The 24,656-nt window shown below is 68.0% G+C and carries 26 protein-coding genes; 13 read left to right on the top strand and 13 right to left on the bottom strand.

From position 1 onward, the window contains the following. Window positions 1–70 precede the first annotated feature (70 nt). Window positions 71–2,029 (bottom strand): bifunctional 2',3'-cyclic-nucleotide 2'-phosphodiesterase/3'-nucleotidase, encoded by a 1,959-nt coding sequence (locus MWU52_RS06350; RefSeq protein WP_246950391.1) that lies wholly within the window; start codon window positions 2,027–2,029, stop codon window positions 71–73. Window positions 2,030–2,177: 148 nt separating this feature from the next. Here MWU52_RS06350 and MWU52_RS06345 point away from each other — a divergent pair, with 148 nt between their 5' ends. Beyond that, window positions 2,178–2,564, top strand: a complete 387-nt coding sequence (locus MWU52_RS06345) for a four-helix bundle copper-binding protein (RefSeq protein WP_246950390.1) — start codon at window positions 2,178–2,180, stop codon at window positions 2,562–2,564. Between the two features lie 74 nt (window positions 2,565–2,638). On the opposite strand, the gene rplI is transcribed toward MWU52_RS06345, so the two are convergent. From rplI to MWU52_RS06325, 4 genes are all read right to left on the bottom strand, one after another. Continuing rightward, a complete protein-coding gene (rplI, locus tag MWU52_RS06340) occupies window positions 2,639–3,277 on the bottom strand; it encodes a 50S ribosomal protein L9 (RefSeq protein WP_246950389.1) in 639 nt (212 codons plus the stop codon). A gap of 12 nt (window positions 3,278–3,289) precedes the next feature. After that, window positions 3,290–3,517 carry a 30S ribosomal protein S18 gene (gene rpsR, locus MWU52_RS06335; protein WP_246950388.1) on the bottom strand — a complete coding sequence of 76 codons (228 nt, stop codon included), beginning with the start codon at window positions 3,515–3,517 and terminating at the stop codon, window positions 3,290–3,292. Between the two features lie 12 nt (window positions 3,518–3,529). After that, window positions 3,530–3,883, bottom strand: a complete 354-nt coding sequence (gene rpsF / locus MWU52_RS06330; protein WP_246950387.1) for a 30S ribosomal protein S6 — start codon at window positions 3,881–3,883, stop codon at window positions 3,530–3,532. Between the two features lie 234 nt (window positions 3,884–4,117). After that, on the bottom strand, window positions 4,118–4,564 hold the full coding sequence (locus MWU52_RS06325; protein ID WP_246950386.1) for a PRC-barrel domain-containing protein: 447 nt from the start codon (window positions 4,562–4,564) through the stop codon (window positions 4,118–4,120). A 226-nt stretch (window positions 4,565–4,790) separates the two neighbouring features. Between MWU52_RS06325 and MWU52_RS06320 the strand changes: the two genes are divergently transcribed. The 10 genes from MWU52_RS06320 to MWU52_RS06275 all read left to right on the top strand — a co-directional run bounded on the left by MWU52_RS06320 (window position 4,791) and on the right by MWU52_RS06275 (window position 16,327). Next, window positions 4,791–5,363: a YceI family protein gene (locus MWU52_RS06320; RefSeq protein WP_246950384.1), complete on the top strand. Its 573-nt coding sequence runs from the start codon at window positions 4,791–4,793 to the stop codon at window positions 5,361–5,363. A 92-nt stretch (window positions 5,364–5,455) separates the two neighbouring features. Then, window positions 5,456–6,337 (top strand): MoxR family ATPase, encoded by an 882-nt coding sequence (locus tag MWU52_RS06315; protein WP_246950383.1) that lies wholly within the window; start codon window positions 5,456–5,458, stop codon window positions 6,335–6,337. 65 nt (window positions 6,338–6,402) lie between these two features. Then, on the top strand, window positions 6,403–7,629 hold the full coding sequence (locus MWU52_RS06310; protein WP_246950381.1) for a VWA domain-containing protein: 1,227 nt from the start codon (window positions 6,403–6,405) through the stop codon (window positions 7,627–7,629). A gap of 210 nt (window positions 7,630–7,839) precedes the next feature. Further along, a complete protein-coding gene (locus MWU52_RS06305; protein ID WP_246950379.1) occupies window positions 7,840–10,011 on the top strand; it encodes an OmpA family protein in 2,172 nt (723 codons plus the stop codon). Window positions 10,012–10,117: 106 nt separating this feature from the next. Beyond that, the gene (locus MWU52_RS06300) at window positions 10,118–11,080 is read left to right on the top strand and encodes an XdhC family protein (protein WP_246950378.1); all 963 of its coding nucleotides are present in this window, start codon (window positions 10,118–10,120) and stop codon (window positions 11,078–11,080) included. Then, window positions 11,077–12,075 carry a molybdopterin-binding protein gene (locus tag MWU52_RS06295; RefSeq protein ID WP_246950377.1) on the top strand — a complete coding sequence of 333 codons (999 nt, stop codon included), beginning with the start codon at window positions 11,077–11,079 and terminating at the stop codon, window positions 12,073–12,075. The genes MWU52_RS06300 and MWU52_RS06295 overlap by 4 nt, the downstream gene beginning before the upstream one ends. A 58-nt stretch (window positions 12,076–12,133) precedes the next feature. Continuing rightward, complete coding sequence (locus tag MWU52_RS06290) at window positions 12,134–12,619, top strand: (2Fe-2S)-binding protein (protein ID WP_246950376.1); 486 nt, start codon at window positions 12,134–12,136, stop codon at window positions 12,617–12,619. A 1-nt stretch (window position 12,620) separates the two neighbouring features. After that, a complete protein-coding gene (locus MWU52_RS06285) occupies window positions 12,621–12,956 on the top strand; it encodes a VOC family protein (RefSeq protein ID WP_246950374.1) in 336 nt (111 codons plus the stop codon). A 120-nt stretch (window positions 12,957–13,076) separates the two neighbouring features. Continuing rightward, window positions 13,077–15,521 (top strand): xanthine dehydrogenase family protein molybdopterin-binding subunit, encoded by a 2,445-nt coding sequence (locus tag MWU52_RS06280; protein ID WP_246950373.1) that lies wholly within the window; start codon window positions 13,077–13,079, stop codon window positions 15,519–15,521. Window positions 15,522–15,532: 11 nt separating this feature from the next. After that, complete coding sequence (locus tag MWU52_RS06275; protein WP_246950372.1) at window positions 15,533–16,327, top strand: xanthine dehydrogenase family protein subunit M; 795 nt, start codon at window positions 15,533–15,535, stop codon at window positions 16,325–16,327. A gap of 3 nt (window positions 16,328–16,330) precedes the next feature. On the opposite strand, the gene MWU52_RS06270 is transcribed toward MWU52_RS06275, so the two are convergent. Continuing rightward, on the bottom strand, window positions 16,331–16,774 hold the full coding sequence (locus MWU52_RS06270; RefSeq protein WP_246950370.1) for a universal stress protein: 444 nt from the start codon (window positions 16,772–16,774) through the stop codon (window positions 16,331–16,333). 104 nt (window positions 16,775–16,878) lie between these two features. After that, window positions 16,879–17,424, bottom strand: coding sequence for a translation initiation factor IF-3 (gene infC, locus MWU52_RS06265; protein ID WP_246952781.1), 546 nt, complete (start codon window positions 17,422–17,424; stop codon window positions 16,879–16,881). Window positions 17,425–17,605: 181 nt separating this feature from the next. Here infC and MWU52_RS06260 point away from each other — a divergent pair, with 181 nt between their 5' ends. Continuing rightward, complete coding sequence (locus MWU52_RS06260) at window positions 17,606–18,550, top strand: hypothetical protein (RefSeq protein ID WP_246950369.1); 945 nt, start codon at window positions 17,606–17,608, stop codon at window positions 18,548–18,550. A 107-nt stretch (window positions 18,551–18,657) separates the two neighbouring features. Here the strand turns inward: MWU52_RS06260 and MWU52_RS06255 are convergent, their stop codons facing one another. The 6 genes from MWU52_RS06255 to cysG are packed head-to-tail and all read right to left on the bottom strand — an operon-like array spanning window position 18,658 to window position 24,056. Next, window positions 18,658–19,473, bottom strand: coding sequence for a ferredoxin--NADP reductase (locus MWU52_RS06255; protein ID WP_246950368.1), 816 nt, complete (start codon window positions 19,471–19,473; stop codon window positions 18,658–18,660). Window positions 19,474–19,533: 60 nt separating this feature from the next. Continuing rightward, a complete protein-coding gene (locus MWU52_RS06250) occupies window positions 19,534–19,971 on the bottom strand; it encodes a DUF934 domain-containing protein (protein WP_246950367.1) in 438 nt (145 codons plus the stop codon). A 4-nt stretch (window positions 19,972–19,975) separates the two neighbouring features. Continuing rightward, entirely contained in the window at window positions 19,976–20,713 is a 738-nt protein-coding gene (locus tag MWU52_RS06245) for a phosphoadenylyl-sulfate reductase (RefSeq protein WP_246950366.1), read from the bottom strand. Then, on the bottom strand, window positions 20,703–22,355 hold the full coding sequence (locus MWU52_RS06240) for a nitrite/sulfite reductase (protein WP_246950365.1): 1,653 nt from the start codon (window positions 22,353–22,355) through the stop codon (window positions 20,703–20,705). The genes MWU52_RS06245 and MWU52_RS06240 overlap by 11 nt, the downstream gene beginning before the upstream one ends. 1 nt (window position 22,356) lies before the next feature. Continuing rightward, window positions 22,357–22,677, bottom strand: coding sequence for a DUF2849 domain-containing protein (locus MWU52_RS06235; RefSeq protein ID WP_246950364.1), 321 nt, complete (start codon window positions 22,675–22,677; stop codon window positions 22,357–22,359). Continuing rightward, window positions 22,674–24,056 carry a siroheme synthase CysG gene (gene cysG / locus MWU52_RS06230; RefSeq protein ID WP_246950362.1) on the bottom strand — a complete coding sequence of 461 codons (1,383 nt, stop codon included), beginning with the start codon at window positions 24,054–24,056 and terminating at the stop codon, window positions 22,674–22,676. The genes MWU52_RS06235 and cysG overlap by 4 nt, the downstream gene beginning before the upstream one ends. A 137-nt stretch (window positions 24,057–24,193) precedes the next feature. Between cysG and MWU52_RS06225 the strand changes: the two genes are divergently transcribed. Beyond that, window positions 24,194–24,655, top strand: coding sequence for an Lrp/AsnC family transcriptional regulator (locus MWU52_RS06225; RefSeq protein ID WP_246950360.1), 462 nt, complete (start codon window positions 24,194–24,196; stop codon window positions 24,653–24,655). Window position 24,656 lies beyond the last annotated feature (1 nt).

The raw sequence follows: 24,656 nt of genomic DNA, 5'->3' as shown, positions 1-24,656 counted from the left end.
GTTTGCAGATGTCACGGAGGGTAGTGCGCGGCGGGCCCGGGTCACCCCGACCCGCCGCGAAAGTCACGCGTCAGAGCGACATCCGATAGCGCAGGAACCCGTCCTCATTGGTGTCCAGCGCCTCCAGCGTGACGCCGGGCACGCCGGCGGCATAGGCGGCGGCGGATGGCCCGGTCTCGAACAGGACCGACGTTCCGTCCATCGGAACGAAGGTCCAGTTCGCGTCGGCCGATGGGCTGATCGTGCCCTGTTCCACGATATAGCGGACGATGACGTCGCGATTGGTGTCGGGCGCCTCGACCACGGTGGTCGACCCGTCGGCCCCCGGGAAGCTGCCGCCGCCACCGGCGCGATAGTTGTTGGTGGCGACGATGAACTCGGCCTCCGGGTCGATCGGCGCGCCCTGATAGGTCAGGTCGACGATCCGGTTGGCATCGGGGTTGATCAACGCGCCCTCGCTGTCGAATTTCGATGGCTGGCTCAGGTCGATACGGTATTCGACCCCGTCGATCACGTCGAAATTGTAGCTCGGGAAGTCGGGGTTCAGGAGCGGGGCATCCGTGGCACCCGGCTGGACCTGGTTGAAGATGCCGGCGGACCGCTCCAGCCAGTCCTTCACCTGGGCACCGGTGATCTTCACCGCGCGCACGGTGTTCGGGTAGAGGTACAGGTCGGCCACGTTCCGGATCGCCACGTCGCCCGCCGGCACGTCGGTGTAGTAGTCCGGTCCGCCCCGGCCCCCGGCCTTGAACGGGGCCGCCGCCGACAACACCGGCAACCCCTCGTTCGCCGTGCCCTTGAGCAGTTGCTCCACATACCATTTCTGCGCGATCGACACGATCTGGACCGACGGATCGTCCGCGACCAGCGCGAAGTACGAATGCAACGGCGCGTCGGTCTTGCCCACGGCGCGGCGCACGTAGTCGAGCGTGGCCTGGTGATCCGCCTCCGTCGCGGCCAGCACGGCGTCGACGCTTTCGACCTGGGGCGTCCAGCTCCGGTCTTCGCCGCGAAGGGCGATTGGCCGCAACTCCGAGGTCGACGCCGCGATCCGCCATTCGCCGCCTTCGCGTTCCAGCATCAGGTCCACCAGCCCCATGTGGCTGCCCCAGAAACCGGCCATCACGGCGGGCTTGCCGTGGATCGTGCCAGCGGCTGCGTCGACATTCGGGACGTCGGCATAGGCATCGCCCGGAAACTCCCGATGGTGGTGGCCGGTCAGGACGACGTCGATCCCCGGCACGGCCGCCAGGGGGACGGAGGCGTTTTCCATCATCTCCTCGTGGTCGGCCGGGCCGATCCCCGAGTGGGACAGCGCCACGACGATGTCGGCGCCCTCCTCCTTCATCCGGGGCACCCAGGCTTCGGCGGTGGCCACGATGTCGCGGGCCGAGACGTTCCCCTCCAGGTGCCGCCGGTCCCAGCGCATGACCTGCGGCGGGGTGAACCCGATAACGCCGATGCGGATGGGATGTGTCTGCCCTGCGCCGTCGGTCAATTCGCGGTCGAGAATGACATAGGGCGGGACGAGCGTGGTGTCGTCGGTCGGCTGCGCGCCCTGTTCGCGCACGATGTTGGCCAGCACCACGGGAAAACCCGCGCCGGCCAGCGCCTTTTCCAGAAACTCCAGCCCGTAGTTGAATTCGTGGTTGCCGATGGTCGCGGCGTCGAAGCCGACGGCGTTCATGGCGGCGATGACCGGGTGGACGTCGCCCGCCTTGAGGCCGCGTTCATAGGCCATGAAATCGCCAAGCGGGTTGCCTTGGAGGAAATCGCCATTGTCGAGGACGAGCGTGTTCCCGGCCTCGGCGCGGACGTCCTGGACCAGGGCGGCGGTGCGGGCCAGGCCGACCGTGTCGACCGGCTTGTCCGCGTAGTAGTCATAGGGCCAGACATGCACATGCAGGTCCGTCGTCTCGGCAATGCGCAGATGCGCCTGGTTGGCCTGCGCGCGCGCCGCGAACGGGTGGACGAGGGCCAGGCCGGTGAAGGCCGTCGTGGTCAGGAATGTGCGTCGGGTGAGGGACATCGAAGAACTCCGGTGGCAGGGAATGAGTCGCATCGGCAGGATACACGTTCGGATGCGATTTGCGTGACGACCCGAAACGAGGGGCACCAGGTCGGAACGACTTGGCGGTCTTGTGGTTGATCCGTCGTCACCACACGGGGGAAAACCGATGTCCATCAAGGAAATGATTGCCGAACATCCCGAAGTCGCCGGCCATGACAATGAGTATCTAGGCGATGCCGTGCGGCACGCGATGTACTGCGCCGCGATCTGCAATTCCTGCGCCGACGCCTGCGCGGCCGAGGAGGAGGCGCGGGGCGCGTGCATCCGGCTCTGTGCCGACTGCTCCGACATCTGCACGGCCACCTACCGCGTAGGCTCGCGCCGGACGGGCCGGAACGAGGCCGTGATCCGTTCAATGCTGGAACTTTGCGCGCAGGCCTGCGATGCCTGCGCCGACATGTGCGAACAGCACGACGATGCGCATTGCCGCCGCTGTGCCAAGATGTGCCGCGAATGCGCCGCGGATTGCAGGAAGGCCGCGCAGAACCTGTGATCCCCGACGCGGGCCGCACCGCAACGAAAAAGGGCCACCACAATGGTGGCCCTTCCTAGATGGACATGGCGCGCTCAGTCGCGGGGCTGTTCCTCGCCGTCGTCGCTCTCGGGCGTGGTGACAGGGCCGCTGTCGCCGTCGTCGCCGAACTCGTCGGCGGCACCGCCGATATCATCGAACAGTTCCGAGATCTCGAACTCGGCGGCGGCCTCTTCCTCGGCGGCCAGTTCCTGGATCGACTTGCCCGCGGCCTGAAGCTCGGCCTCCTCGGGCGAACGGGCGACGTTCAGCTCGATCTCGATCTCGACCTCAGGATGCAGGCGGACGGACACCTTGTGCAGGCCCAGATACTTGATCGGCGCCTGCAGCGCGACCTGGCTGCGATTGATGGTGTAGCCGGCCTCGGTCGCGGCGTCTGCCGCATCCCGAGTCGTCACCGAACCATAGAGGGCACCGGCATCGGAGGCCTGCCGGATGATGATGAACTGCTCACCGTCCAGCTTGGTGCCGAGCGCGTCGGCCTCCTTCCTGGTTTCCAGGTTGTCGGCCTCGAGCTGGGCCTTGCGGCCCTCGAACGCCTTGACGTTGGCGTCCGACGCGGTCAGCGCCTTGCCCTGCGGCAGCAGGAAGTTGCGGGCGTAGCCGGGCTTGACGTCGACGACCTCGCCCATCTGGCCCAGCTTGGCCACGCGTTCCAGAAGGATCACTTGCATGTCAGGCGCTCCTTATTTGACGGCGTAGGGCAGCAGGGCCAGGAACCGCGCGCGCTTGATCGCCTTGGCGAGGCGGCGCTGGTTCTTGGCCGAGACGGCCGTGATGCGGGACGGGACGATCTTGCCGCGCTCGCTGATGTAGCGTTGCAGCAGGCGGGTGTCCTTGTAGTCGATCTTGGGGGCGTTCGGCCCCTCGAACGGATCGGACTTGCGACGGCGGAAAAAGGGTTTGGCAGCCATTCGTCTCTCTCCTTACCGGCGTTCGCGGCGGGAATCCCGCTCGTCGCGCTTCTGCATCTGGACCGAGGGGCCTTCCTCATGGGCGTCGACCTTGACGGTCAGCACGCGCATGACGTCGTCATGCAGGCGGGCCAGGCGCTCCATCTCCTGCACGGCATCCGACGGCGCGTCGGTGCGCAGGAAGGCATAGTGCCCCTTGCGGTTCTTGTTGATCTTGTAGGCCATCGTCTTGACGCCCCAGTACTCGCTGTCGACGACGCTGCCGCCGTTGTCCGCGAGGACGGTGCTGAAATGTTCGACGAGGCCCTCGGCCTGCGCGGTGGACAGATCCTGCCGCGAAATCATCACATGCTCGTAGAGCGGCATGTTCACTCCTGACTTGTCTGCGCGCGTTTCATAGCCCGGCGATGAACCCCGCCTGCCGGACACGAGAGACCACGCGGTGAATCGTCGTGGCGGGATGGGCGGGGTATAGAGATTTGCGACCCCGACGCAAGGGGTCGTGCCGGGCACCTGCGCGGTGCACGGCGAAGATCGGTCGCGCACGAAGAAGGGGAGGTCGCGAGACCTCCCCCAAATCGTTCCGCTGATGCGTGGCGATCAGTCGAACCAGCCCTCGTCGACCGACGGCAACTCTTCCAGCTGTTCCTCGCTCAGGCGGGTCACATAGCTGTAGCTGGTGTCGTCGACCGCGACCAGGCGCAGGTCGCCGACGGGAACCATCACGTGCTTGTCGCCGATGTCGAGAAATCCGCCGACTTCGGCCACGAGGCCGACCATCTGACCGCTCTTGTCGAGGATGATGTCCTCGATTTCGCCGATCTGGTCGTAATCGGTGCCGTAGCCGTAGTTCTCGTAACCGTAGTAGTCACGGTCATCGAGGTCCATCCAGCGGTCCTCGTCGTACTCGTTGGCGATGGAATAGACGGGGCCGCCCGTGATGTCGCGGGTGCGGATCAGGTCGTCCATGTTCATCACATGGGCGTCGGCGAAAACCGGGGCCGCAAGCGAGGTGGCCAGGGCGGCGGAAGTGAGGATGCGAAGCATTGCAGGTCTCCTTGTGCAGTTGGTATTGCCCTTCAACGTCAGACCCCCCCGCGATAGTTCCGGACATTCCTCGTGATAGGGCGGAACGCTGCGTAAGGTGCGACCGGACGGGCCGGCCGGGCGGTGCGCCGCCGCACACGATGTGTTGAGCGGCGTGTGGTTTCCCGTCGCTCCGTCTTGCGCGAGGGTAGGAGGCGTTTCCGAAGCCAGCATTGGAGTTTTCCGGATGTTCCGTTCCACCCTTGCCGCCACCGTCCTTCTTGCCGCCCCGGCCCTTGCCGAGCCCGTGACCTACACGCTCGACCCGAGCCACAGTCAGACGGTCTTCAACTACGAACATCTGGGGTTCTCGACGACCTGGGGGATGTTCTCGGGCTGGGAGGGCACGATCGAATACGACGCCGAGAACCCCGCGAGCTCGTCCGTCGACGTCTCGATCCCCGCATCGGCCATGTTCACGGGCTGGGAAAAACGCGATGAGCACTTCGCGTCGGCCGACTTCCTGGACGCCGCGTCCAACGACACCGTCCGCTTCGTGTCCACCGGGATCGAGGTGACGGGCGAGGACACCGCGCGGATCACCGGCGACCTGACGCTCGGCGGCGTCACCAACGAGGTCGTGCTGGACGCGACGCTGAACCAGGCCGCCGACCACCCCCAGCAGAACAAACCTTGGCTGGGCTTCGACGCGACGACGACGCTGTTGCGCTCGGAATTCGATGCCGGTGCGTTCGCGCCCTTCGTCTCGGACGAGGTCGAAGTGATGATCTCGATCGAGGCGCAGCAGGCCGACGCCTGACGCGAGCCGACGTTTCGCGGGGGGCTGATGGGTGCTCCCGCGGAACGTCATCGGCGGTTGACCGCAATTGCCCGAACATGCCCCATGCGGCCATGAATTCGATCGACGAAGTACAGGCCGCGCTGGCCCGGCAGGACTATATCTGCGGCCGGGCGCTGGCGACGGTCCTGTTTCTGGCCCTGCGTCTTGACCGCCCGCTGTTCCTCGAAGGCGAGGCCGGCACCGGCAAGACGGAAATCGCCAAGGCCGTGGCGGCCAGTCTCGGGCGGCGTCTGATCCGGCTTCAATGCTACGAGGGCCTCGATGCCGCGAGTGCCGTCTATGAATGGAACTTCGCCGCTCAGATGGTCGCCATCCGTCAGGCCGAAGCGATCGGAAAGGCACCGCCCGACCTGTTCGGCGACGACTTCCTGATCGCGCGCCCGCTGTTGCAGGCGATGCGTCCCGACGATGCCGGCCCGCCCGTCCTGCTGATCGACGAGATCGACCGCACCGACGCGCCGTTCGAGGCGTTCCTGCTGGAGGCGCTGAGCGACTATCAGGTCACCATCCCCGAAACGGGAACCGTCACCGCGCCCGCCCCGCCGATCGTGATCCTGACGTCGAACCGCACGCGCGAAGTGCATGACGCGCTGAAGCGCCGCTGCCTCTATCACTGGGTCGACTATCCCGATCACGCCCGCGAGATGCAGATCCTCGCCGCCCGCGCGCCCGAGGCCGCCGAAAGCCTGAGCTGCGAAGTCGTGGCCTTTGTCCAGCGACTGCGGAGCGAGGATCTGTTCAAGCGACCCGGCGTGGCCGAGACGATCGACTGGGCCAAGTGCCTGCTCGCGCTGGACATGATCGAGCTGTCGCCCGCGGTCATTGCCGACACGCTGGGCGCGCTTCTCAAATATCAGGACGACATCCAGAAGCTTCAGGGATCGTCGGCCAAGCGCATCCTCGATGAGGTCCGGGCGGAGTTGGCGACATGAAGCTCCTTCCTCTGGCGGCAAATACCTTGGGGGGTCCGGGGGGTTAGCCCCCCGGATCGACGGCCATGGCGCAGCCCCCCCTCGATCTGCCGCAGAACCCCAAGTTGGCGGGTAACATCGCGCATTTCGCGGCGGCATTGCGGCGGGCGGGGCTCTCGGCCGGGCCGGATCGCCTGATCCTCGCGACACGGGCCGTGGAGGTTGCGGGTTTCACCGATCGGGAGGATTTCGCGCATACGCTCGAAGCCGTGTTCGTTCGCCGGCCCGAGGAGCGGGCGACGTTCCGACAGCTTTTCCGCCTCTACTGGCGCGATCCGCGTCATCTGGAGCACATGATGGGGCTGTTGACGCCCACGATCCGCGACGTGCAGGAGGCGCGACCGCCGAAACCGGCCGAAAAGCGTGCCGCCGAGGCGCTGCTGGACCGGCCCCCGGCGGAGCCGCAGGGCGAAGCGCCGTCCGAGGAACTCCATATCGACGCTTCCGCCACCGCCAGCGGACGCGAACGGCTGCGGACGCTCGACTTCGAACAGATGTCGACGGCCGAGATCGCGGAGGCCAAGCGCATGCTGGCGTGCCTTCGGCTGCCGGTCCGCCCCCTTCCGACCCGGCGGCTGCAGGCGGCAACGTCGGGGCGGGTGGATCGGCGGGCCACGCTGCGGTCCGCCATGCGGCGCGGCGATCTGCATGAACTTCGGTACGCAAGCCGCGGAATTCGCTGGCCGAACCTCGTGGCGCTTTGCGACATATCGGGGTCGATGTCGTCCTACAGCCGGGCGTTGCTGCATTTCCTCCATGCGGTCGCGAACCGGCAAGGTCCGGGCTGGGCCGAGGTTCACGCCTTCACCTTCGGCACCCGGCTGACGAACATCACCCGTCACCTGCGGCGACGCGACGTCGATGCGGCGCTGGCCGCCGCCGGCGCCGAGGCGCAGGATTGGGAAGGCGGCACGCGGATCGGCGACGCGCTGCACGTGTTCAACCGTGACTGGTCGCGCAGGGTTCTCGGGCAGGGTGCAGTCGTGTTGCTGGTCACTGACGGTCTCGACCGTGGCGATCCCGAGAATTTGTCCCGGGCGGCGCGGCGCCTGCATCTGACCGCACGGCGCGTCATCTGGCTGAACCCGCTGCTGCGATGGGACGGGTTCGCGCCCCGCGCCGCCGGGATCCGCGCGTTGCTGCCGCATGTGGACTGCCTGCGCGCCGGTCATTCGATCGCCGCGCTGGAGGGGGTCGCGGATGCGCTGTCCCGGCCCGGCGACGAGGGCGAGTTGCAGCGCCTGCGCGGCTGACCGCGCGGGAGTTCGGGCCGGATTGCCCCCGGGGAACCGACCGCGAGGGTTCGCCCCCGTCCGGCCGTTCGCGGGCTCGTGATGCGCAGGATCCGCCGGCCGTCGGCGGGGGTCGGCCTGTTATCCGATAACACCCCCCGAGGCTGGAACTGCCCATCAGGCGTGGCGTTCTATCCCCCGAAGGATCGAGCCATTCCAAAGGAGGGCACCATGCCCCGTACCCCCAGAAACCTGACCATGCCGCGCAATCCCGTGCGCCAGGCGACCGCCCTTGTTGCAAGCCTCTCGCTGCTGGTTCCCGGCGCGCCGCTGATGGCGCAGGAGGGCGAGGCGATCGCCGACGAGATCCTGGCGACATGCACGGCCGAGTTCGAGGGGGACGCCGAGGCCCTGGCGAATTGCGTGGCCGAGCGGACCGAAGCCGCAGTCGAGGAGATCGAGCAAGATATGGTCGAAGGCGGCGCTGTCGAGGGCGATGCCGAGGGGGTCGTCGACATCGATGGCGAGGGGGCTGTCGACGGCGGTGATGCCGTCGAAGGCGGCGAGGCCGTGGACGATGCCGAGGCCGTCGAGCCCGAAATCGCCGAGGAGGTTGTCGAAGAGAGCGCCGACGCCGAGGACGCGCAGCCCGTCGAGGTGGAAGCCGTCGAAGGCGAGGTCGCCGAAGACGCTGAGGCAGCCGAGGCGGAGGCGGAGGTCCTGACGGAAGACGCGCCCGAGACGGCGGAGGAAACCGCCGAGGACACCGCGCCCGAGGCCGCGCCGGATGCGGACGTTCAGGAGGTGACCGAGGAGTCGATCGCCGAGCAGCTGGAAGCCGATGCGGCCGAGGCAGAGGCGGAGGCTGAAGCAGACGCCGAGGCAGAGGTCGAAGCGGAGGCCGAGGCCGAGGAGGCCGTCGATGAGGTTATCGACGAGGCCCAGGATACCGGGGAGCCGGTCGACGGCACCGGCGAGGAGTTGGCGACACAGGGCACGGAGGACGGTGCCGAAGCCTTGCAGGACGAGGTCGCGACCGAAGAAGACACCGCGACCGAGGAGGGCGCCGAGGAAACGGATGCCGGGGAAATGGCAACAGAGGAGACGGCTGCCGAGGAAGCCGCAGCCGAGGAGGCCACCAGCGAGGAGGCGGCAACCGAGGACGCCGCATCCGAGGAAGCGGCGCAGGATGCCACCGCCGAGGAGACCGAGACGGACACTCCGCAGGCCGAGGTGACCCCGCTGGTCGAGACCCCGACGGAGAGCGAGATCGCCGAGGAGGTCGCAGCCCAGCCGGAGCCGGAACTGACCGAGGAGCAGGAGGTCGCCCGTGATCAGGCCAGCCGCGCGTTGGAATCGCTGACCGATCCCAACGAGGGGACGGCCGCCGCCGCCGCGTCGGACGATGCCGAGGCCGCCGAGGTGGAAGAGCAGGTCATCGCCGAGGAGGACGTGCGCACCTCGGACCAGGATTTCACGACCCAGGCCGTCGTGACCGATCGGGACGACGATGACGATGACGGGCTTTCGCGCAACCAGAAGATCGCCTTGGGCGCCTTGGGTGCGCTTGCCGTCGGAACCGTGCTGGCGAACCGGAACCGGGTCGTCTCGAACTCGGGCGACCGGGTCGTAGTTCAACGCGACGATGGCGGGCTACAGGTGCTCAAGGACGATGATGCGCTGCTGCGGCAGAGCGGGAACGAGGTGCGGACCGAGCGGTTCGACGACGGCTCGACCCGCACCACCGTCATCCGCCCCGACGGCAGCCGGATCGTGACCATCCGCGACGCGTCGCTGCGCGTCCTGCGCCGTAAGCTGGTCGAGACGGACGGGACCGAATACACGCTGATCGACGACACCGCCGCCGTGGAGCCGGTGGACGTCGCCACGCTGCCCGCGCCGATCGTGTCGTCGCGGTCGGACGGGGGCGACGACGCGTTGCGCGCCGCCCTGAACCGCGAGGCGGGATTGGACCGCCGGTTCAGCCTGGCCCAGGTGCGCAACATCTCGCAGGTCCGTGCGTTGGCGCCGGCCTTCGAGGTCGATACCGTGACCTTCGCGTCGGGCTCGGCGGCGATTTCGCCCGAGCAGGCCGGAAACCTGACCGGTCTGGCGCGCGAGGTGCTGGCCGCGATCCGCGAAAATCCGCGCGAGGTCTTTCTGATCGAGGGGCATACCGACGCCGTGGGCGATGCCGCCTATAACTTGGCGCTGTCGGACCGGCGTGCCGAGACACTGGCGCTGGCGCTGAACGAGTATTTCGGCGTACCGGTCGAAAACATGGTCGTTCAGGGCTATGGCGAGCAGTTCCTGAAGGTGCCGACGCAGACGGACGAACGGGCCAATCGCCGGGCTACCGTGCGCCAGATCACCGGCCTGCTGCAGACCGCCGCGGCCAACTAGGCGCCGGAACGGAATTTCCCGGACGATCCCCCAGGGGCGCGTCCACATAGCAAAGACTTGTTCGCACCTCGACCCTCCGCCATCGTGATCGGCGGAGGGTCTATTCATGTCCGCACTCGACGACGCGCCCGCCGCCGCGCTCGACTGGCATCGTGCCGGCAAAGGCGCGGTCCTGGCCACGGTGATCGAAACCTGGGGCAGCGCCCCCCGGCCGCGCGGCGCGCAGCTCGCCATCTCGGGCGAGGCGGAGCTGGTCGGCTCCGTCTCGGGCGGGTGCGTGGAGGGTGCGGTGGTGGCCGAAGCTATGGACGCGCTCGCGGACGGTCGGCACCGGGTGCTGGAATACGGCGTCAGCGACGACGAAGCCTTTGCCGTGGGCCTGGCCTGCGGCGGGACGATCCGCATCCTGCTGGAGCCGGTGGGCGGCACGCTGCCCCCGGATGTCCTGGCCGATCTTGTCGCCGCGCGGGGCAGTGGGGTGGCCGTCGGGCAAGTGATCGATATCGAAACCGGCGCCACGCATCTGACCGAGGATGTCGCCGACCACCTGCGCGAGGACCGGTCGGCCTTCGCGCCCGACGGCCGAACCTTCGTGACGCTGCACGCACCGCCCTTGCGCCTGATCGTGGTGGGCGGCGTCCATATCGCCCAGGCGCTGGTGCCGATGGCACGGCTGGCGGGATACGCGCCCACGGTGATCGACCCGCGCGAGGCCTTCGCCTCGACGGCCCGCTTTCCCGACACCGCGCTGACCCATGACTGGCCCGACGCCGCGATGTCGGCGCTTTCGCCGGATGCGCGCACGGCCGTCGTCCTGCTGACGCACGACCCCAAGTTGGACGACCCGGCCCTGACAGTCGCGTTGGAAAGCGCGGCTTTCTATGTGGGCGCCCTGGGGTCGACGCGGACCCATGCCAAGCGGGTGGACCGCCTTACCCAGGCCGGCGTCGCGCCCGAGCGGATCGCGCGGATCGACGCGCCTATCGGCCTGGATATCGGGTCGAGGACACCGGGCGAGATCGCGGTGGCGATCCTGGCCGCCATGACCCGTGCCCTGCGCCAGCCATGAGGTTCGGACCCGTCCCCCTGGATCGCGCCGAGGGGGCCGTGCTGGCCCATTCGGTCGCGTTGCCGGACGGTCGTCTGCGCAAGGGTAAGATCCTGACCCGCGATGCGATCGATCGGCTGCGCGGGGCCGGTCTGACCCGGGTCACCGTCGCCCGGCTGGATCCCGGCGACGTGCCGGAGAACGCGGCCGCTGCCCGTCTCGCCCACGCGTTGGCCGGGCGCGGCCTGACCGTGCGTGAGGCTGCGACGGGGCGGGCGAACCTTCATGCCGATGGGCCGGGCATCCTGGCCGTGGACGGCGCGGCGATCACCGCGGCCAACGTCGTCGACCCGCTGATCACCATCGCGACCCTGCCGCCCTGGCAGCGGGTGGCGGCGGGGACCATGGCAGCGACCGTCAAGATCATCTCCTACGCCGTCGGGGCCGACCGGCTGGCGGAGGCGATGGCCGCGGCCACCGCCGCGCTGTCGCTGTGCCCGCCGGTGATCGGGCGCGCGGCGCTGATCGTCACGACGCTGCCGGGCGGCGCTACGGCCTCCGCCGCGGTGACCACGCGCCTCGACCGGATGGGGGTCGCCTGCGACGTGCACGAGGTGCCCCATGACGTCGCGCCGTTGGCGGCGGCCCTGCAACGGGTGGATGCGCCGCTGCGGCTGATCCTGACCGCCTCGGCCACGTCGGACTTGGGCGACGTGGCGCCGGCCGCGCTGCGCCGCGCGGACGGGACGGTCACGCGGTTCGGGATGCCGGTCGATCCGGGCAACCTCATGATGCTGGGGAAGTTGGACGGCGCGCATGTGGTCGGCCTGCCGGGCTGTGCGCGGTCCCCCGCGCTGAACGGGGCCGACTGGATCCTGGAGCGGGCGATCTGCGGCATTCCGGTCACCGATGCGGAGATCGCGGCGATGGGGGTCGGGGGCCTGCTGAAGGAAATCCCGACCCGGCCCCAGCTGCGTGACCCGATGCGCCCCAGCGGGAGTCATGGGAAAAATTGAGGTTTCCCGGTGGTCGGTCCTGTGCTTGACTGATCGCGGGACGAGGGAGGACGAGATGATGAGCAAGGTCACCATGACCGTGAACGGCAAGCCCCGCAGTGCCGAGGCCGAGGGCCGGACCCTGCTGGTCGACTGGCTGCGCGAGGGGCTGCGCCTGACCGGTACGCATGTCGGATGCGATACGTCGCAATGCGGTGCCTGTGTCGTCCATCTGGACGGCGAACCGGTCAAGGCCTGCACCGTCCTCGCGCAGGAGGTCGACGGCGCCGAGGTCACGACGATCGAGGGGATGGCGGGCACCGATGGCAGCCTGAGTGCGATCCAGCAGGCGTTCCAGGACTATCACGGGCTGCAATGCGGCTTCTGCACGCCGGGCATGGTGATGTCGGCGGCGGCCCTTCTGAAGGAGAACCCGAAGCCGTCCGAGGCCGAGGTCCGCCACTATCTCGAGGGCAATATCTGCCGCTGCACGGGCTACCATAACATCGTCAAGGCGGTGATGGCGGCCTCGGGGCAGGACGTCGCGCCGGTGGCGGCGGAATAGCATGACCGCACCCGACTTCATCGAGATCGGAAGCGACGACCCGGCGGCGGCGAAGGCGTTCTTCGGCGCGCTGTTCGACTGGCCCTGGGTCGCGATGGACGATGCGGGCGCAGGTTATTTCGAGGATGGCGCGCGGCAGGTCGGGCTGAATGGCGGGGATGCGCCTTGCGTCGTGCCCAATCTTGCGGTCCCCGACATCGACGCGGCGGCATCGCGGGTCGCGGAACTGGGTGGAACACTGATGGGCCGGATCGAGAATGCCGGCCCGCTGGGTCGCTTCGCGACCTGCAAGGACCCGCGGGGGGCACGTTTCGGCCTGCATCAGCGGCCGGACTGACGCCTGCGGAAACGGGGGCGGGCGCTGAGGCTGCCATCGACCCCGCGGGGGCGCGGAAGGGAGGAGCCGCGCCCCCACCACGAGACAACCGGCGGCGCGCCGCCCAGGGAGGACCACGATATGCCCAAGGACACCGGAATTGGCGCCAGCCCCAAGCGGCGCGAGGACGTTCGATTTCTGACCGGGAAGGGCCGCTATACCGACGACATCAACGTGGCCGGGCAGGCGCATGTCGTTTTCCTGCGCTCGGACGTGGCGCATGGGCGGATCCAGTCGATCGACACGTCTGCTGCCGAGGGGATGGCGGGTGTGATCCGGGTCTTCACGTCGAAGGATTTCGAAGGTGTGGGCGGCATGCCCTGCGGCTGGCAGATCACCTCGATCGACGGCAATCCCATGCAGGAGCCCAAGCACCCGATCCTGGCCGAGGGCAAGGTGCGCCATGTCGGTGACCCGATCGCCGCGGTCGTGGCCGAAACGCGCGAGGAGGCCCGTGACGCCGCCGAGGCCATCGTGGTCGAGACCGAGGATCTGCCCGCCGTCATCGACATGAAGTCCGCGCTGGCCGAAGGTGCGCCCAAGGTGCATGACGACCTGACGTCGAACCTCTGCTACGATTGGGGCTTCGTGCAGGAGAACAAGGAGGCGGTCGACAAGGCGATTTCCGAGGCTGCCCATGTCACCACGCTGGAGCTGGTCAACAACCGCCTGATCGCAAACCCGATGGAGCCGCGCGTGGCGGTGGGCGATTATGCCGGGCACAGCGGCGAGTCGACACTCTACACCACGTCGCAGAACCCGCATGTGATCCGCCTGCTGATGGGGGCCTTCGTCCTCGGCATTCCCGAGCACAAGCTGCGCGTCGTGGCGCCGGACGTGGGCGGGGGCTTCGGCACCAAGATCTTCCATTACGCGGAGGAAGCCTTCTGCACCTTCGCCGCCAAGGCCCTGGAGCGTCCGGTCAAGTGGACCTCGACGCGGGGCGAGGCCTTCATGTCCGACGCGCATGGCCGCGATCACGTCACCCGGATCGAACTGGCACTGGACGCCGACCACAACTTCACCGCGATCCGCACGGAAACGCATGCCAACATGGGCGCCTATCTGTCGACCTTCGCGCCATCGGTGCCGACCTGGCTGCACGGCACGCTGATGGCGGGCAACTACAAGACGCCTGTGATATACGTGAACGTGAAGGCGGTCTTCACCAACACCGTGCCGGTCGATGCCTATCGCGGCGCAGGCCGGCCCGAGGCCACGTTCCAGCTGGAACGCGTGATCGACAAGGCCGCGCGCGAGTTGGGCGTCGATCCGGTCGAGTTGCGGCGGCAAAACTACGTGACCGAGTTCCCCTATGCCACGCCGGTCGCGGTGGAATACGACACCGGCGACTACAACGCGACGATGGACAAGCTGCTGTCGATGATCGACCGCGACGGGTTCGCGGCGCGGCGGCAGGAGAGCGAGGCCCGCGGCAAGCTGCGCGGCCTCGGCATCAATTCCTATATCGAGGCGTGCGGCATCGCGCCGTCGCACCTGGTCGGCCAGCTCGGCGCGCGGGCAGGGCTCTACGAGTCGGCGACGGTCCGCGTGAACGCGACCGGCGGGCTGGTGGTGATGACCGGCAGCCACAGCCACGGGCAGGGGCACGAGACGTCCTTCCCGCAGGTCGTGGCCGACATGATCGGAATCCCCGAGGATCAGGTCGAGATCGTGCATGGCGACACCGCCAACACGCCGATGGGCATGGGTACCTATGGCTCGCGATCGCTGGCCGTGGGCGGGTCGGCGATCTATCGCGCGACCGAGAAGATCATCGCCAAGGCCCGCAAGATCGCCGCGCACCTGATGGAGGCGTCGGACGAGGATATCGAACTGAAGGACGGCAAGTTCACCGTTGCGGGCACCGACAAGTCCGTGGCCTGGGGCGACGTGACGCTCGCGGCCTACGTGCCCCACAACTATCCGCTGGAGGATATCGAGCCCGGGCTGGAGGAGACGGCGTTCTACGACCCGAACAACTTCACCTATCCCGCCGGCGCCTATGCCTGCGAGGTGGAGGTGGACCCCGAGACCGGCAAGGTCGACGTCGTGGCTTTCGCCGCGGCCGACGATTTCGGCAATGTGGTCAACCCGATGATCGTCGAGGGGCAGGTCCATGGCGGGCTGGCCCAGGGGATCGGGCAGGCCCTGCTGGAAAATTGCGCCTATGACGCGGACGGGCAGCTCCTGTCGGCCAGCTACATGGATTACGCCATGCCGCGGGCGCATGACTTCCCGATGTTCCAGGTGGACTCGTCCTGCCAGACGCCCTGCACCCACAACCCGCTCGGCGTGAAGGGCTGCGGCGAGGCGGGGGCCATCGGATCACCGCCTTCGGTCGTGAACGCCGTGATCGACGCGCTGCATTCGGGGGGGCACGACGTGCCGCATATCGACATGCCGCTGACGCCCGCGCGGGTCTGGCATGCGATGCAGGGCGGCACCGCGAACCAGGGATCGGCGCAGCCCGCGGCGCATAGTTCCAACACAACCCACGACCGAACGGTCGGCGGACCGGCCTGAGGAGAGAGACGATGTATGAGTTCGAACTGGTAAAGCCGTCGACCCTGCAGGATGCCGTCGCCGCCCTGAAAGGCGAAGACGCGCAGGCGCTGGGCGGCGGGCAGACGCTGCTGCCGACGATGAAGGCACGGCTTGCGATGACCGAAACCCTGGTGGCGCTGTCCGGCATCGACGAGATCCGCGGCATCTGCACCGACGATGACGGACGAATCTGCATCGGCGGCGGCACGACCCATGCCGAAGTGCAGAAGGGCTGCGCCGACAGCTATCCGGCGCTTGCCTCTCTGGCCGGGCGAATCGGCGACCCGGCGGTGCGGGCGCGCGGAACGATCGGTGGCTCGCTCGCCAACAACGACCCGTCGGCCTGCTATCCGGCGGGGGCGCTGGCCTCGAACGCGACGATCGTGACCAACGACCGGGAGATCGCGGCGGGAGACTTCTTCCAGGGCATGTTCACGACCGCATTGGAAGAGGGCGAGATCGTCACCGAGGTGAAATTCCCCGTGCCCGAACGCGCCGCCTATGAAAAGTTCATCCAGCCCGCCAGCCGCTTCCCGCTGGTCGCGGCCTTCGTGGCAAAGTTCTCGGACGGGGTGCGGGTGGCGATCACCGGCGCGTCGTCGGACGGCGTGTTCCGCTGGACCGAGGCGGAGAAGGCACTGGCTTCCGACTGGTCCGAAAACGCGGTCCGTTCCCTTGCCGCGCCGGACGCCGGCGGCATGATCTCGGACCTGCACGGCGACGGGGCCTATCGGGCACATCTGGTCGGCGTGATGACGGCCCGGGCGGTGAAGGCGGCCGGCTGATGGTCAGATGACGGTCATGCAGGCGCATCTGGCGCGGTGCGTGATCGCCTGGCTGACCGACCCGAGCGCGAGCGAGCCCAAGGCGCCCAGCCCGCGCCGTCCCATCACGATCAGATCGGCGCCCGTCGCGTCGGCGACCGACATGGCATTCGCCACCGGATCGCCGCGCCGAACATGCAGGTCGGGCTCGGCGATGCCCGCCGCCCGCGCCGCGGCCAGCACATCTTCGCGGATGGCCGCGGCGGCCTCTTCGATCTGTTCCTCGGTCAACGGCATCGTGGCGATATCCCCGTAGGGCGCGACCACGATGGCGGGCATGGCGGGTTCGGGCGTGCTGACCACGTGCAGGTCGGCGCCCGTCGCCCGGACCAGTTCGACGGCCGCGTCGAGCGCGCGCCGCGCATGGGGCGAGCCGTCATAGCTCAGCAGGATCGTCTCGAACGGCATGTCATCCTCCGGCTTTCAACGGTTGGAAGACTGCGCAAAACGCAGCGGGCGCGCCCTGATCTGCATCAAGGCGCGCCCGCGTGTCGGTTCGATATGCTGGTGGTTCAGCGCTGGGTCGGGCCGATCATCATGACCATCTGCCGGCCTTCCATCTTGGGGAAGTTCTCGACCTTGCCGATTTCCTTGGTGTCGTCGGCGACCCGTTCCAGAAGTTCGCGGCCCAGGTTCTGGTGGGCCATTTCGCGGCCGCGGAAGCGCAGGGTGACCTTCACCTTGTCGCCGTTCTCCAGGAACTTGAAGACGTTGCGCATCTTGACGTCGTAATCATGCGTGTCGGTGTTGGGGCGGAACTTCACCTCCTTCACCTCGATGATCTTCTGCTTCTTGCGCGCCTCGGATTCCTTCTTCTGGGTCTCGTACTTGAACTTGCCGAAATCCATTATCTTGCAGACGGGCGGCGTCGCGTTCGGGCTGATCTCGACAAGGTCGAGGCCGGCATCCTCGGCCAGCTGGCGGGCGCGGGCGGGGCTGACGACGCCCACGTTTTCGCCATCGGCGCCGATCAGGCGAATCTCGACGGCGCGGATGCGGTCGTTGACGCGGGGTCCGGTGTCGCGCTGCGGGGGCGCGTTGTGTGGTCTTCGGGCGATGGTCGTGGTCCTTCCAGGGACGTTGCTGACAGGGCAACTACGTAGCCGCAGCCATTCGTTTCTTCAAGCCGGAAGCGGCGGTCGCCTGCCCCGGGGAACAACCGGGGGGTGTTTCGGATTGAACCTGCGATGGCACTGGTTCAAGGGCCGGGCACGCACAACCGCATGAAGGAGATTACCCATGTCGCGAAATCTGATCGTAGGGCTCGCGGTCCTCGTCGTGGCCGTCCTGGCCTGGATCGTCATCGGCCGCTTCGACGAGGCCGGCGAGGTCGCGGATGCCCCCGTCGACGGTCCGCTGGTAACCGAGGAGGAAGTCGTCGACGATGCCGAGGTCGTGGTCGTCGAGCCCGCCCCCGATCTGGAGCCCGAGACCAACACCGAGGCAGTCGTGGAAGGCGCCGATGTCGACCTGCCGACCGAGGAGGAGGCCGAGGCCGCGCTGGAAGGCACCGAGGAGGCCGAGGGCGACGTCGTGGAAACGACCGTTCCCCTGACCGAGGAAGCCCCCGATATCGCCGCCGACGCGGAGGGTGAGGTGACGGAGACGACCGTTCCGATCACCGAGGCCGTCGACGACGCGGCCGATGCCACGGCCGAAGCCGCGGACGATGCGGCCGAGGCGACCGGCGACGCGGTTGACGCGACGGTCGAGGCCGTTGACGATGCGGCCGACGCCACCGGCGAGGCCTTGGACGACGCAGCCGACGCCACGGGCGAAGCGGTGGAAGATGCCGCCGAGACGGTCGAGGGAGCCGCGGAAGCCACGGCCGATGCCGCCGGCGACGCGGTCGAGGCCACGGGCGACGCCATCGAGGAGGCGACCGACGAGGTCGCGATCGAAGGACTGGACGGCGAAGTCGAAGGCACCGAAGCCGACGTCACGACTGGCACCGTCGCGATCCAACCCGTCGAGGGCGATGCCGCCGCCGGCGAGGCCGATCTCGATACGCTGCTGACGGAGGAAGGCTTCGATGCCGATGCCCTCCTGATCTATGTCGACGAGTCGGACCTGAACGCCGTGACCAAGCAGACCCTCCGCACGGGGATCGAAGGCGCGCGCGACAATCCCGAGCTGATCTCGGGCATCATCGAGCAGTTGCAGAACCGCCTTGTGACCGAGTGATACGCGAATGACCCGATAAAGGGCCGCGTGGGACATACCCGCGCGGCCTTTTTATCATGCGTTTTCCGGTCGTTCCCGCCTCCCTCAGGCGGAATGTCCCTGGCGGTTCAGCCGACGAATGCCTTTTCGACGACGTAGTGCTTGGGATCGGAGTTCGCGCCTTCCTCAAGGCCGAACCCCTCCAGGACCTCTTTCATCTCGACGTTGAAATCGAGCGATCCGCAGACCATCGCGCGGTCCGTCTCGGGGGCAATGCCATCGACGCCGAGATCGGCAAAAGCGCTGCCATCGCGTAGCCGGTCGGTGATCCGGCCCATCACGGGCGACGTCTCGCGTGTTGTGGTCGGATAGTATTTCAGCTTGTCGCCGATCAACTCCCCGATCAGTTCGTCCCGCCGCAGGTCCGCGATCAGGCGCCGGCCATACTCCAGTTCCGCCACTTCGCGGCAGGTATGGGTCACGATGACCTCGTCATAGCTTTCCCACGTCTCCGGTTCGCGCAGGAGCGAGGCGAAGGGCGCGAACCCGGTGCCGGTGGAAAAGAACCAAAGCCGCTTGCCGGGCAGGAGCGCGTCGTGGACCAGCGTGCCCACGGGTTTGGGGCGCAGGATGATCTGATCGCCCGGCTGGATATGCTGCAACCGCGACGTCAGAGGGCCGTCCTGAACCTTGATCGAATAGAACTCCAACTCGTCGTCCCAGGCAGGCGAGGCGATGGAATAGGCCCGCAGGATCGGCTTCTGCCGCCCGGTCTTCGGGTCCGGGTCGCCCATCAACCCGATCATCACGAACTCGCCCGACCGAAAGCGCAGCGAGGCGGGCCGCGTGACGCGGAAGCTGAACAGCCTGTCGGTCCAGTGGGTCACGGACGTCACGGTCTGGGCATCGGGCAGGACGGGGGCGGCGGTCGGCGTGGCGGTCATCTGGTTCATGGCTTCGATTGCGGCGTCGGCCGCACCTCTATGGATTTGTCGCGGGAGATTCTAGGCGGGGGCTTGCGGCCGGGCGTCGCGGCGGCGGCCGAGACGATCCTGATAGTCGTGCGCCCGCCAATCGGCGCGGGCGAGCCACTGATCCTCAGGCTGGCGCGCGGCAAGGGCGTCGTCGATCTCGACCTCGTCGAAACCGGCCCGGCGGGCCATGGCGTATTGGTCGGCGATGACGTGGCCGGCCGCGCGCAGGCGCCCGGCAAACCCCGCCCGCCGCAGCACGCGCGCGACGGTAAAGCCACGCCCATCGGCGAAGGACGGGAACGCGACGCGGATCGCCGTCACCTCCGGCAGCCGGACCAGCAAAGGGTCCAGGTCGGCGTCGGGCGCGATATCGACGGCAAGCGGGCCATTCGCCGGCAGCGCGTCCGAGGGCGCAAAGCACGCGTTCAGGTCGTCGGGCGCGAAACCCGTATCGGTCACGATGGGCATGGCGCTATCCTCGTGGTGCGGTGGGCCAGACGCGGCCTCCGGCGAAATGGATGCCGCATTCGGTCTTCTGACGTCCGCGCCACCGGCCCGCGCGCGGGTCCTCGCCCGGCGCCACCTTGGTCGTGCAGGGTGCGCAGCCGAGCGACGCGAAGCCCTGCGCCACGAGCGGATGACGGGGCAGGTCGTGGGCGTCTATATGCGCTGCGATGTCGGCGGGTGTCCAATCGGCCAGCGGGTTGATGCGCAGCTTGCCGACCTCGACCTCGAACGGGACCAGGTCGGCGCGGTCCTCGGTCTGGTGCCTCTTGCGCCCGGTGATCCAGCCGTCGAACTCCTGCAAGGCAAGCTCCAGCGGCTTGGTCTTGCGGATCGCGCAGCATGTGTCCGGGTCGCGGCCATGCAGGTCGCCCTCGGGGTCATGCAGGAACAGGTCGGTGTTGTCGGGCCGGATCACGCGGATATCGGTCAGGCCCAGGTCGTCCGCCACCTGCCGCTGATAGGCCAGGGTCTCGGCGAACAGCATCCCCGTCTCCAGGAACAGGATCGGCGTCGCCCGGTCGACCTGCGCCACCATGTGCAGAAGGACCACGGATTCGGCACCGAAGGACGACACCAGCGCGATGTCGCCCAGGCGCGCGTCGCGCAATGTCCGGTCCAGCATCGCCTGCGGGCCGGAGCCGACGAGGTCGGCGTTCAGGGTCGCCGCGCGGGCGGCGACGAGGGCGTGGGCATCAAGCGGCATCGCGCTTCTCCTGCGGATAGAGGGCGGTCTTGAACGGCGCGGGGCCGAGGCGGCGATAGGCGTCGAGGAAGGTTTCGTCCGGTGCGTCGCGAAGGTCGAGATAGGCCAGGACCAGGCGTTCGACGGCGGGCACGATCTCGTCATAGGCGAAGCCCGGCCCGGCGCGTTCGCCGATGGTCGCGCGTTCGGTTCCGTCGCCGCCCAGCGTGATCTGATAGTTCTCCACCCCCGCGCGGTCGAGGCCCAGGATCCCGATATGGCCGACATGGTGGTGCCCGCAGGCATTGATGCAGCCCGATATCTTGATCTTCAGCGCGCCGATGTCGTGCTCCACGCCCATCTCGTCGATCCGCGTGGCGATCTTCTGCGCGACGGGGATCGAGCGCGCGGTGGCCAGCGCACAGTAATCCATGCCGGGGCAGGCAATGATGTCCGACGCGAGCCCCACATTCGCGGTGCCGAGGCCCGCATTCCGCAAGGCGGCATAGATGGCGGGCAGGTCGGCGCGGCGGACATGCGGCAGGATGACGTTCTGCTCGTGGCTGATGCGCAGTTCCCCGTAGGCGTGGCGCTCCGCGATGTCCGCCATCAGGCGCATCTGGTCGGCCGTCGCGTCGCCCGGCGTGGCGCCATGCGCCTTGAGCGAGACGGTCACGACCGCATGGTCCGCCCGCCGGTGGTCGGTGACGTTGGTGTCGAGCCAGCTTTGCAGCACCGGATCGAGCACCGGCGGCAGGGCGGAAGACGGACGGAACGCGGGCGGCGCGAATTGCGCCTCGATCCCGGCGAGCAGGTCCTGATCGACCCCCGTGAACAGCGGCCGCAACTCGGCGAACCGCGCTTCCACCTGGTCGCGGATGGCGTCGATCCCGGTCTCGTGGACGGTGATCTTGATGCGGGCCTTGTACTTGTTGTCGCGCCGGCCCAACCGGTTGTAGACCGACACGATCGCCTCGACGAACGGAAGCAGGTCGGCCTTGGGCAGGAAGTCCCGCAGGGTCTTGCCGATCATCGGCGTGCGGCCCAGACCGCCGCCGACCAGCACCTCGAACCCGACCTGGCCGTCCAGATCCTTCATCACCAGCCCGATGTCGTGCGCGCGGGTCACGGCACGGTCGTTCGAGCTGCCGGTGACGGCGATCTTGAACTTGCGTGGCAGGAACTGGAATTCCGGGTGATCGGTCGACCATTGGCGCAGCAGCTCGGCCACCGGGCGCGGATCTGCGACCTCGTCGTCGGCGGCGCCGGCGAAATGGTCGGCCGTCACGTTGCGGATCGTGTTGCCGCTGGTCTGGATCGCGTGCAGCCCGACATCGGCCAGACGGTCCAGCATGTCGGGAATGTCGACCAGCTTCGGCCAGTTGTACTGGATGTTCTGACGCGTGGTGAAGTGGCCGTAGCCCTTGTCCCACCGCTCGGCCAGTTCGGCCAGCACGCGCATCTGATTGGACGAAAGCGTCCCGTAAGGAATTGCCACGCGCAGCATATAGGCGTGCAGTTGCAAATAGACCCCGTTCATCAGGCGCAGCGGCTTGAACTCGTCCTCGGTCAGGCTGCCATCGAGGCGGCGTTCCACCTGCGCGCGGAATTGCGCGTTGCGGGTTGCGAGGAAGGCGCGATCGAAATCGTCGTAGTGATACATCTCAGGACTCCGCCTTGAGGGACGTGTTGGCCTGCTTGCCGTGGGCGTAGTTGGAGGGACCGGTGGCCCGGAACCCCTCGCGGAAATGCAGCGGCTCCGGGCCGTCGGGTCCGGCCTTCACATCCGCAAGATAGGCGCCGACGACGATCTCGGGTTGGCGCTCGGCATCCAGCAGGCGAAGCTGGGCGATGGCCTCGTCCTCGATCAACTCGGCCCTGGACAGGGTCCGAACCCATTCGTCGCGCGCGGTCAGATAGACGACGTCGCCCTCGCGCAGCAGGTTGGCGGTGACGACCTTGGGGGTGAAGGGGCGGCGGCTCATAGCGCGATCTCCCGTGTCTCGATGGCGTGGGCAGCGGCGCGCGGGGCGAGGCCGTGCAAAAGGACGGCCGGGCCGCCAACGTCAGACAGGCTGTCGGGCAGGGTGCCAAGCGTCGCGGCATGGATCGCCTGATCGGGGCGGCTGGCGTTTTCGACGATGGTCACAGGCGTCGCGGGCGCGGCACCGTGCATCATCAGCCGGCCCTGCATCCACCGGGCCGCGCGCTTGCCCATATAGATCGCCGCCACGGCGTCCGGTCGGGCGAGGGCCGTCCAGTCCTGGTCCGCGAACCCCTTCATGTCGTGTCCGGTCAGGAAGCGGACGGCACCGTTGCGGCCACGCTTCGTCAAGCTCTGTCCGATGCCAGCCACGGCGGCGGAGGCGGCGGTGATGCCGGGCACGATGGTCCATGACAGGCCGACCGCATCCAGCGCCTCGATCTCTTCGTCCAATCGTCCGAAGACCGTCGGGTCGCCGGACTTGAGGCGAACGACGTGATTGCCGTCCAGACCGTGCCGCACCAGCAGCGCGTTGATGTCTTCCTGCGGGGTGGAGGGGCCGAACCCCTCCTTGCCGGCGTCGATGATGATCGCCTCGCGGCGGGCCAGTTCCAGGATCGCCGGGGCCACCAGCCGGTCATGGATCACGACATCGGCACGGTCGAGCGCGTTGCGCGCCTTCAACGTCAGCAGTTCCGGATCGCCCGGTCCCGCACCGACGAGGTCGACATGGCCGGGCCGGGTCTCGGCGGCCAGATGCGTCTTCAGCAGGTCGTCCAGCGTCGCGCGGATCGCATCCTCGCCTGCCTCGGCGGCGCGCGGACCGGCCTGGTCGTAATACGCGGCCCAGAACCGACGGCGTACCGCACCCATTGGCAAGGCATCGGCAGCGCGGCGGAAGCCCTTGCCGATCCGGGCGAGCAGGCCGAGCTGCGCCGGCAGCGATGCCTCCAGCTCCGCCTTGATCTTTCGGGCCAGAACGGGGGCCGCGCCCTCCGTTCCGATGGCGACGACGACCGGGTCGCGGTCGACGATGGCCGGGGTGATGAACTGCGACGCCTCCAGGTTGTCGACGATATTGACCAATGCGCCGTCGGCGGAAGCCAGGCGCAGGGTCCGGGCATCCAGCGCGGCATCCTCATGCGCGCCATAGGCGATCACGCAGCAGAGCGCGTCGCCCGGCTCCTGCGCGCGGCGGATCAGGGTCAGGCGGCCATAGGCGGCCCAGGCGGCGATCTCGGGGGCGGGGGACTTCGTCACGACGGTGATCCGGGCCGTGGTCTTCAGCAGCAGCCGCAGCTTGGCCACCGCCGCATCGCCACCGCCCGCGACCAGGACGCGCCGCCCTTCGAGGGCCAGGAAGACGGGAAAATGGTTCATGGCGCGGCTCCGACTGTCTTGCGTCAGATATAGAACATCGTTCCGGTATTCCGACAGGGGGCGGCTGGTAACAGGGACGTTCGATCTGCTAATCGTCATCCAATGGGACGATGTTCCGAAGAAGAGGGAAAACGCGAATGGCTGCCCGACTGGACGATCTGGATCGGAAGATCCTTCGCGCACTGCAAGCCGATGCGGGGCAATCGCTGGACGAGATCGCGCGTCAGGTCGGGTCGTCGAAAACCCCGGTCTGGAACCGCATCCGCAAGATGCGCGAGGCGGGTGTGATGGGGGCCACGACCGTCATCCTCGACCCCGAAGCCCTTGGACTGGAAGCCTGTTTTTTCGTCCTCATCCGCACGTCCGAGCACGAGTCCGCCTGGCAGGCCAAGTTCCTCGCCGCCCTTCGCGCCCGGCCGGAGGTGCAGGAGGCGCACCGGCTTGCGGGGGAGATCGACTACATCCTGAAGGTCCGCGTCGCCAATGCCCGCGCCTATGACGTGTTCTACCAGGCGCTGATATCGGAGGTGCGGGTGTTCAACGTCACCGCGCTCCTGTCGATGGAGGAGATCAAGTCGACCGTTGCCCTGCCGGTCTGAG

This window comes from Jannaschia sp. S6380 (genome assembly GCF_023015695.1).
In the GTDB taxonomy this organism is placed as follows: Bacteria; Pseudomonadota; Alphaproteobacteria; order Rhodobacterales; family Rhodobacteraceae; genus Jannaschia.
Note: the sequence above shows the minus strand (reverse complement) of the source record. Positions and strands in the feature narration are given on the sequence as shown.

What these genes read in the sequence shown, in the direction of transcription:
- MWU52_RS06350 (WP_246950391.1), bottom strand. Translation starts at nt 2,029, where the DNA reads ATGTCCCTCACCCGACGCACATTCCTGACCACGACGGCCTTCACCGGC.
- MWU52_RS06345 (WP_246950390.1), top strand. Translation starts at nt 2,178, where the DNA reads ATGTCCATCAAGGAAATGATTGCCGAACATCCCGAAGTCGCCGGCCAT.
- rplI (WP_246950389.1), bottom strand. Translation starts at nt 3,277, where the DNA reads ATGCAAGTGATCCTTCTGGAACGCGTGGCCAAGCTGGGCCAGATGGGC.
- rpsR (WP_246950388.1), bottom strand. Translation starts at nt 3,517, where the DNA reads ATGGCTGCCAAACCCTTTTTCCGCCGTCGCAAGTCCGATCCGTTCGAG.
- rpsF (WP_246950387.1), bottom strand. Translation starts at nt 3,883, where the DNA reads ATGCCGCTCTACGAGCATGTGATGATTTCGCGGCAGGATCTGTCCACC.
- MWU52_RS06325 (WP_246950386.1), bottom strand. Translation starts at nt 4,564, where the DNA reads ATGCTTCGCATCCTCACTTCCGCCGCCCTGGCCACCTCGCTTGCGGCC.
- MWU52_RS06320 (WP_246950384.1), top strand. Translation starts at nt 4,791, where the DNA reads ATGTTCCGTTCCACCCTTGCCGCCACCGTCCTTCTTGCCGCCCCGGCC.
- MWU52_RS06315 (WP_246950383.1), top strand. Translation starts at nt 5,456, where the DNA reads ATGAATTCGATCGACGAAGTACAGGCCGCGCTGGCCCGGCAGGACTAT.
- MWU52_RS06310 (WP_246950381.1), top strand. Translation starts at nt 6,403, where the DNA reads ATGGCGCAGCCCCCCCTCGATCTGCCGCAGAACCCCAAGTTGGCGGGT.
- MWU52_RS06305 (WP_246950379.1), top strand. Translation starts at nt 7,840, where the DNA reads ATGCCCCGTACCCCCAGAAACCTGACCATGCCGCGCAATCCCGTGCGC.
- MWU52_RS06300 (WP_246950378.1), top strand. Translation starts at nt 10,118, where the DNA reads ATGTCCGCACTCGACGACGCGCCCGCCGCCGCGCTCGACTGGCATCGT.
- MWU52_RS06295 (WP_246950377.1), top strand. Translation starts at nt 11,077, where the DNA reads ATGAGGTTCGGACCCGTCCCCCTGGATCGCGCCGAGGGGGCCGTGCTG.
- MWU52_RS06290 (WP_246950376.1), top strand. Translation starts at nt 12,134, where the DNA reads ATGAGCAAGGTCACCATGACCGTGAACGGCAAGCCCCGCAGTGCCGAG.
- MWU52_RS06285 (WP_246950374.1), top strand. Translation starts at nt 12,621, where the DNA reads ATGACCGCACCCGACTTCATCGAGATCGGAAGCGACGACCCGGCGGCG.
- MWU52_RS06280 (WP_246950373.1), top strand. Translation starts at nt 13,077, where the DNA reads ATGCCCAAGGACACCGGAATTGGCGCCAGCCCCAAGCGGCGCGAGGAC.
- MWU52_RS06275 (WP_246950372.1), top strand. Translation starts at nt 15,533, where the DNA reads ATGTATGAGTTCGAACTGGTAAAGCCGTCGACCCTGCAGGATGCCGTC.
- MWU52_RS06270 (WP_246950370.1), bottom strand. Translation starts at nt 16,774, where the DNA reads ATGCCGTTCGAGACGATCCTGCTGAGCTATGACGGCTCGCCCCATGCG.
- MWU52_RS06260 (WP_246950369.1), top strand. Translation starts at nt 17,606, where the DNA reads ATGTCGCGAAATCTGATCGTAGGGCTCGCGGTCCTCGTCGTGGCCGTC.
- MWU52_RS06255 (WP_246950368.1), bottom strand. Translation starts at nt 19,473, where the DNA reads ATGACCGCCACGCCGACCGCCGCCCCCGTCCTGCCCGATGCCCAGACC.
- MWU52_RS06250 (WP_246950367.1), bottom strand. Translation starts at nt 19,971, where the DNA reads ATGCCCATCGTGACCGATACGGGTTTCGCGCCCGACGACCTGAACGCG.
- MWU52_RS06245 (WP_246950366.1), bottom strand. Translation starts at nt 20,713, where the DNA reads ATGCCGCTTGATGCCCACGCCCTCGTCGCCGCCCGCGCGGCGACCCTG.
- MWU52_RS06240 (WP_246950365.1), bottom strand. Translation starts at nt 22,355, where the DNA reads ATGTATCACTACGACGATTTCGATCGCGCCTTCCTCGCAACCCGCAAC.
- MWU52_RS06235 (WP_246950364.1), bottom strand. Translation starts at nt 22,677, where the DNA reads ATGAGCCGCCGCCCCTTCACCCCCAAGGTCGTCACCGCCAACCTGCTG.
- cysG (WP_246950362.1), bottom strand. Translation starts at nt 24,056, where the DNA reads ATGAACCATTTTCCCGTCTTCCTGGCCCTCGAAGGGCGGCGCGTCCTG.
- MWU52_RS06225 (WP_246950360.1), top strand. Translation starts at nt 24,194, where the DNA reads ATGGCTGCCCGACTGGACGATCTGGATCGGAAGATCCTTCGCGCACTG.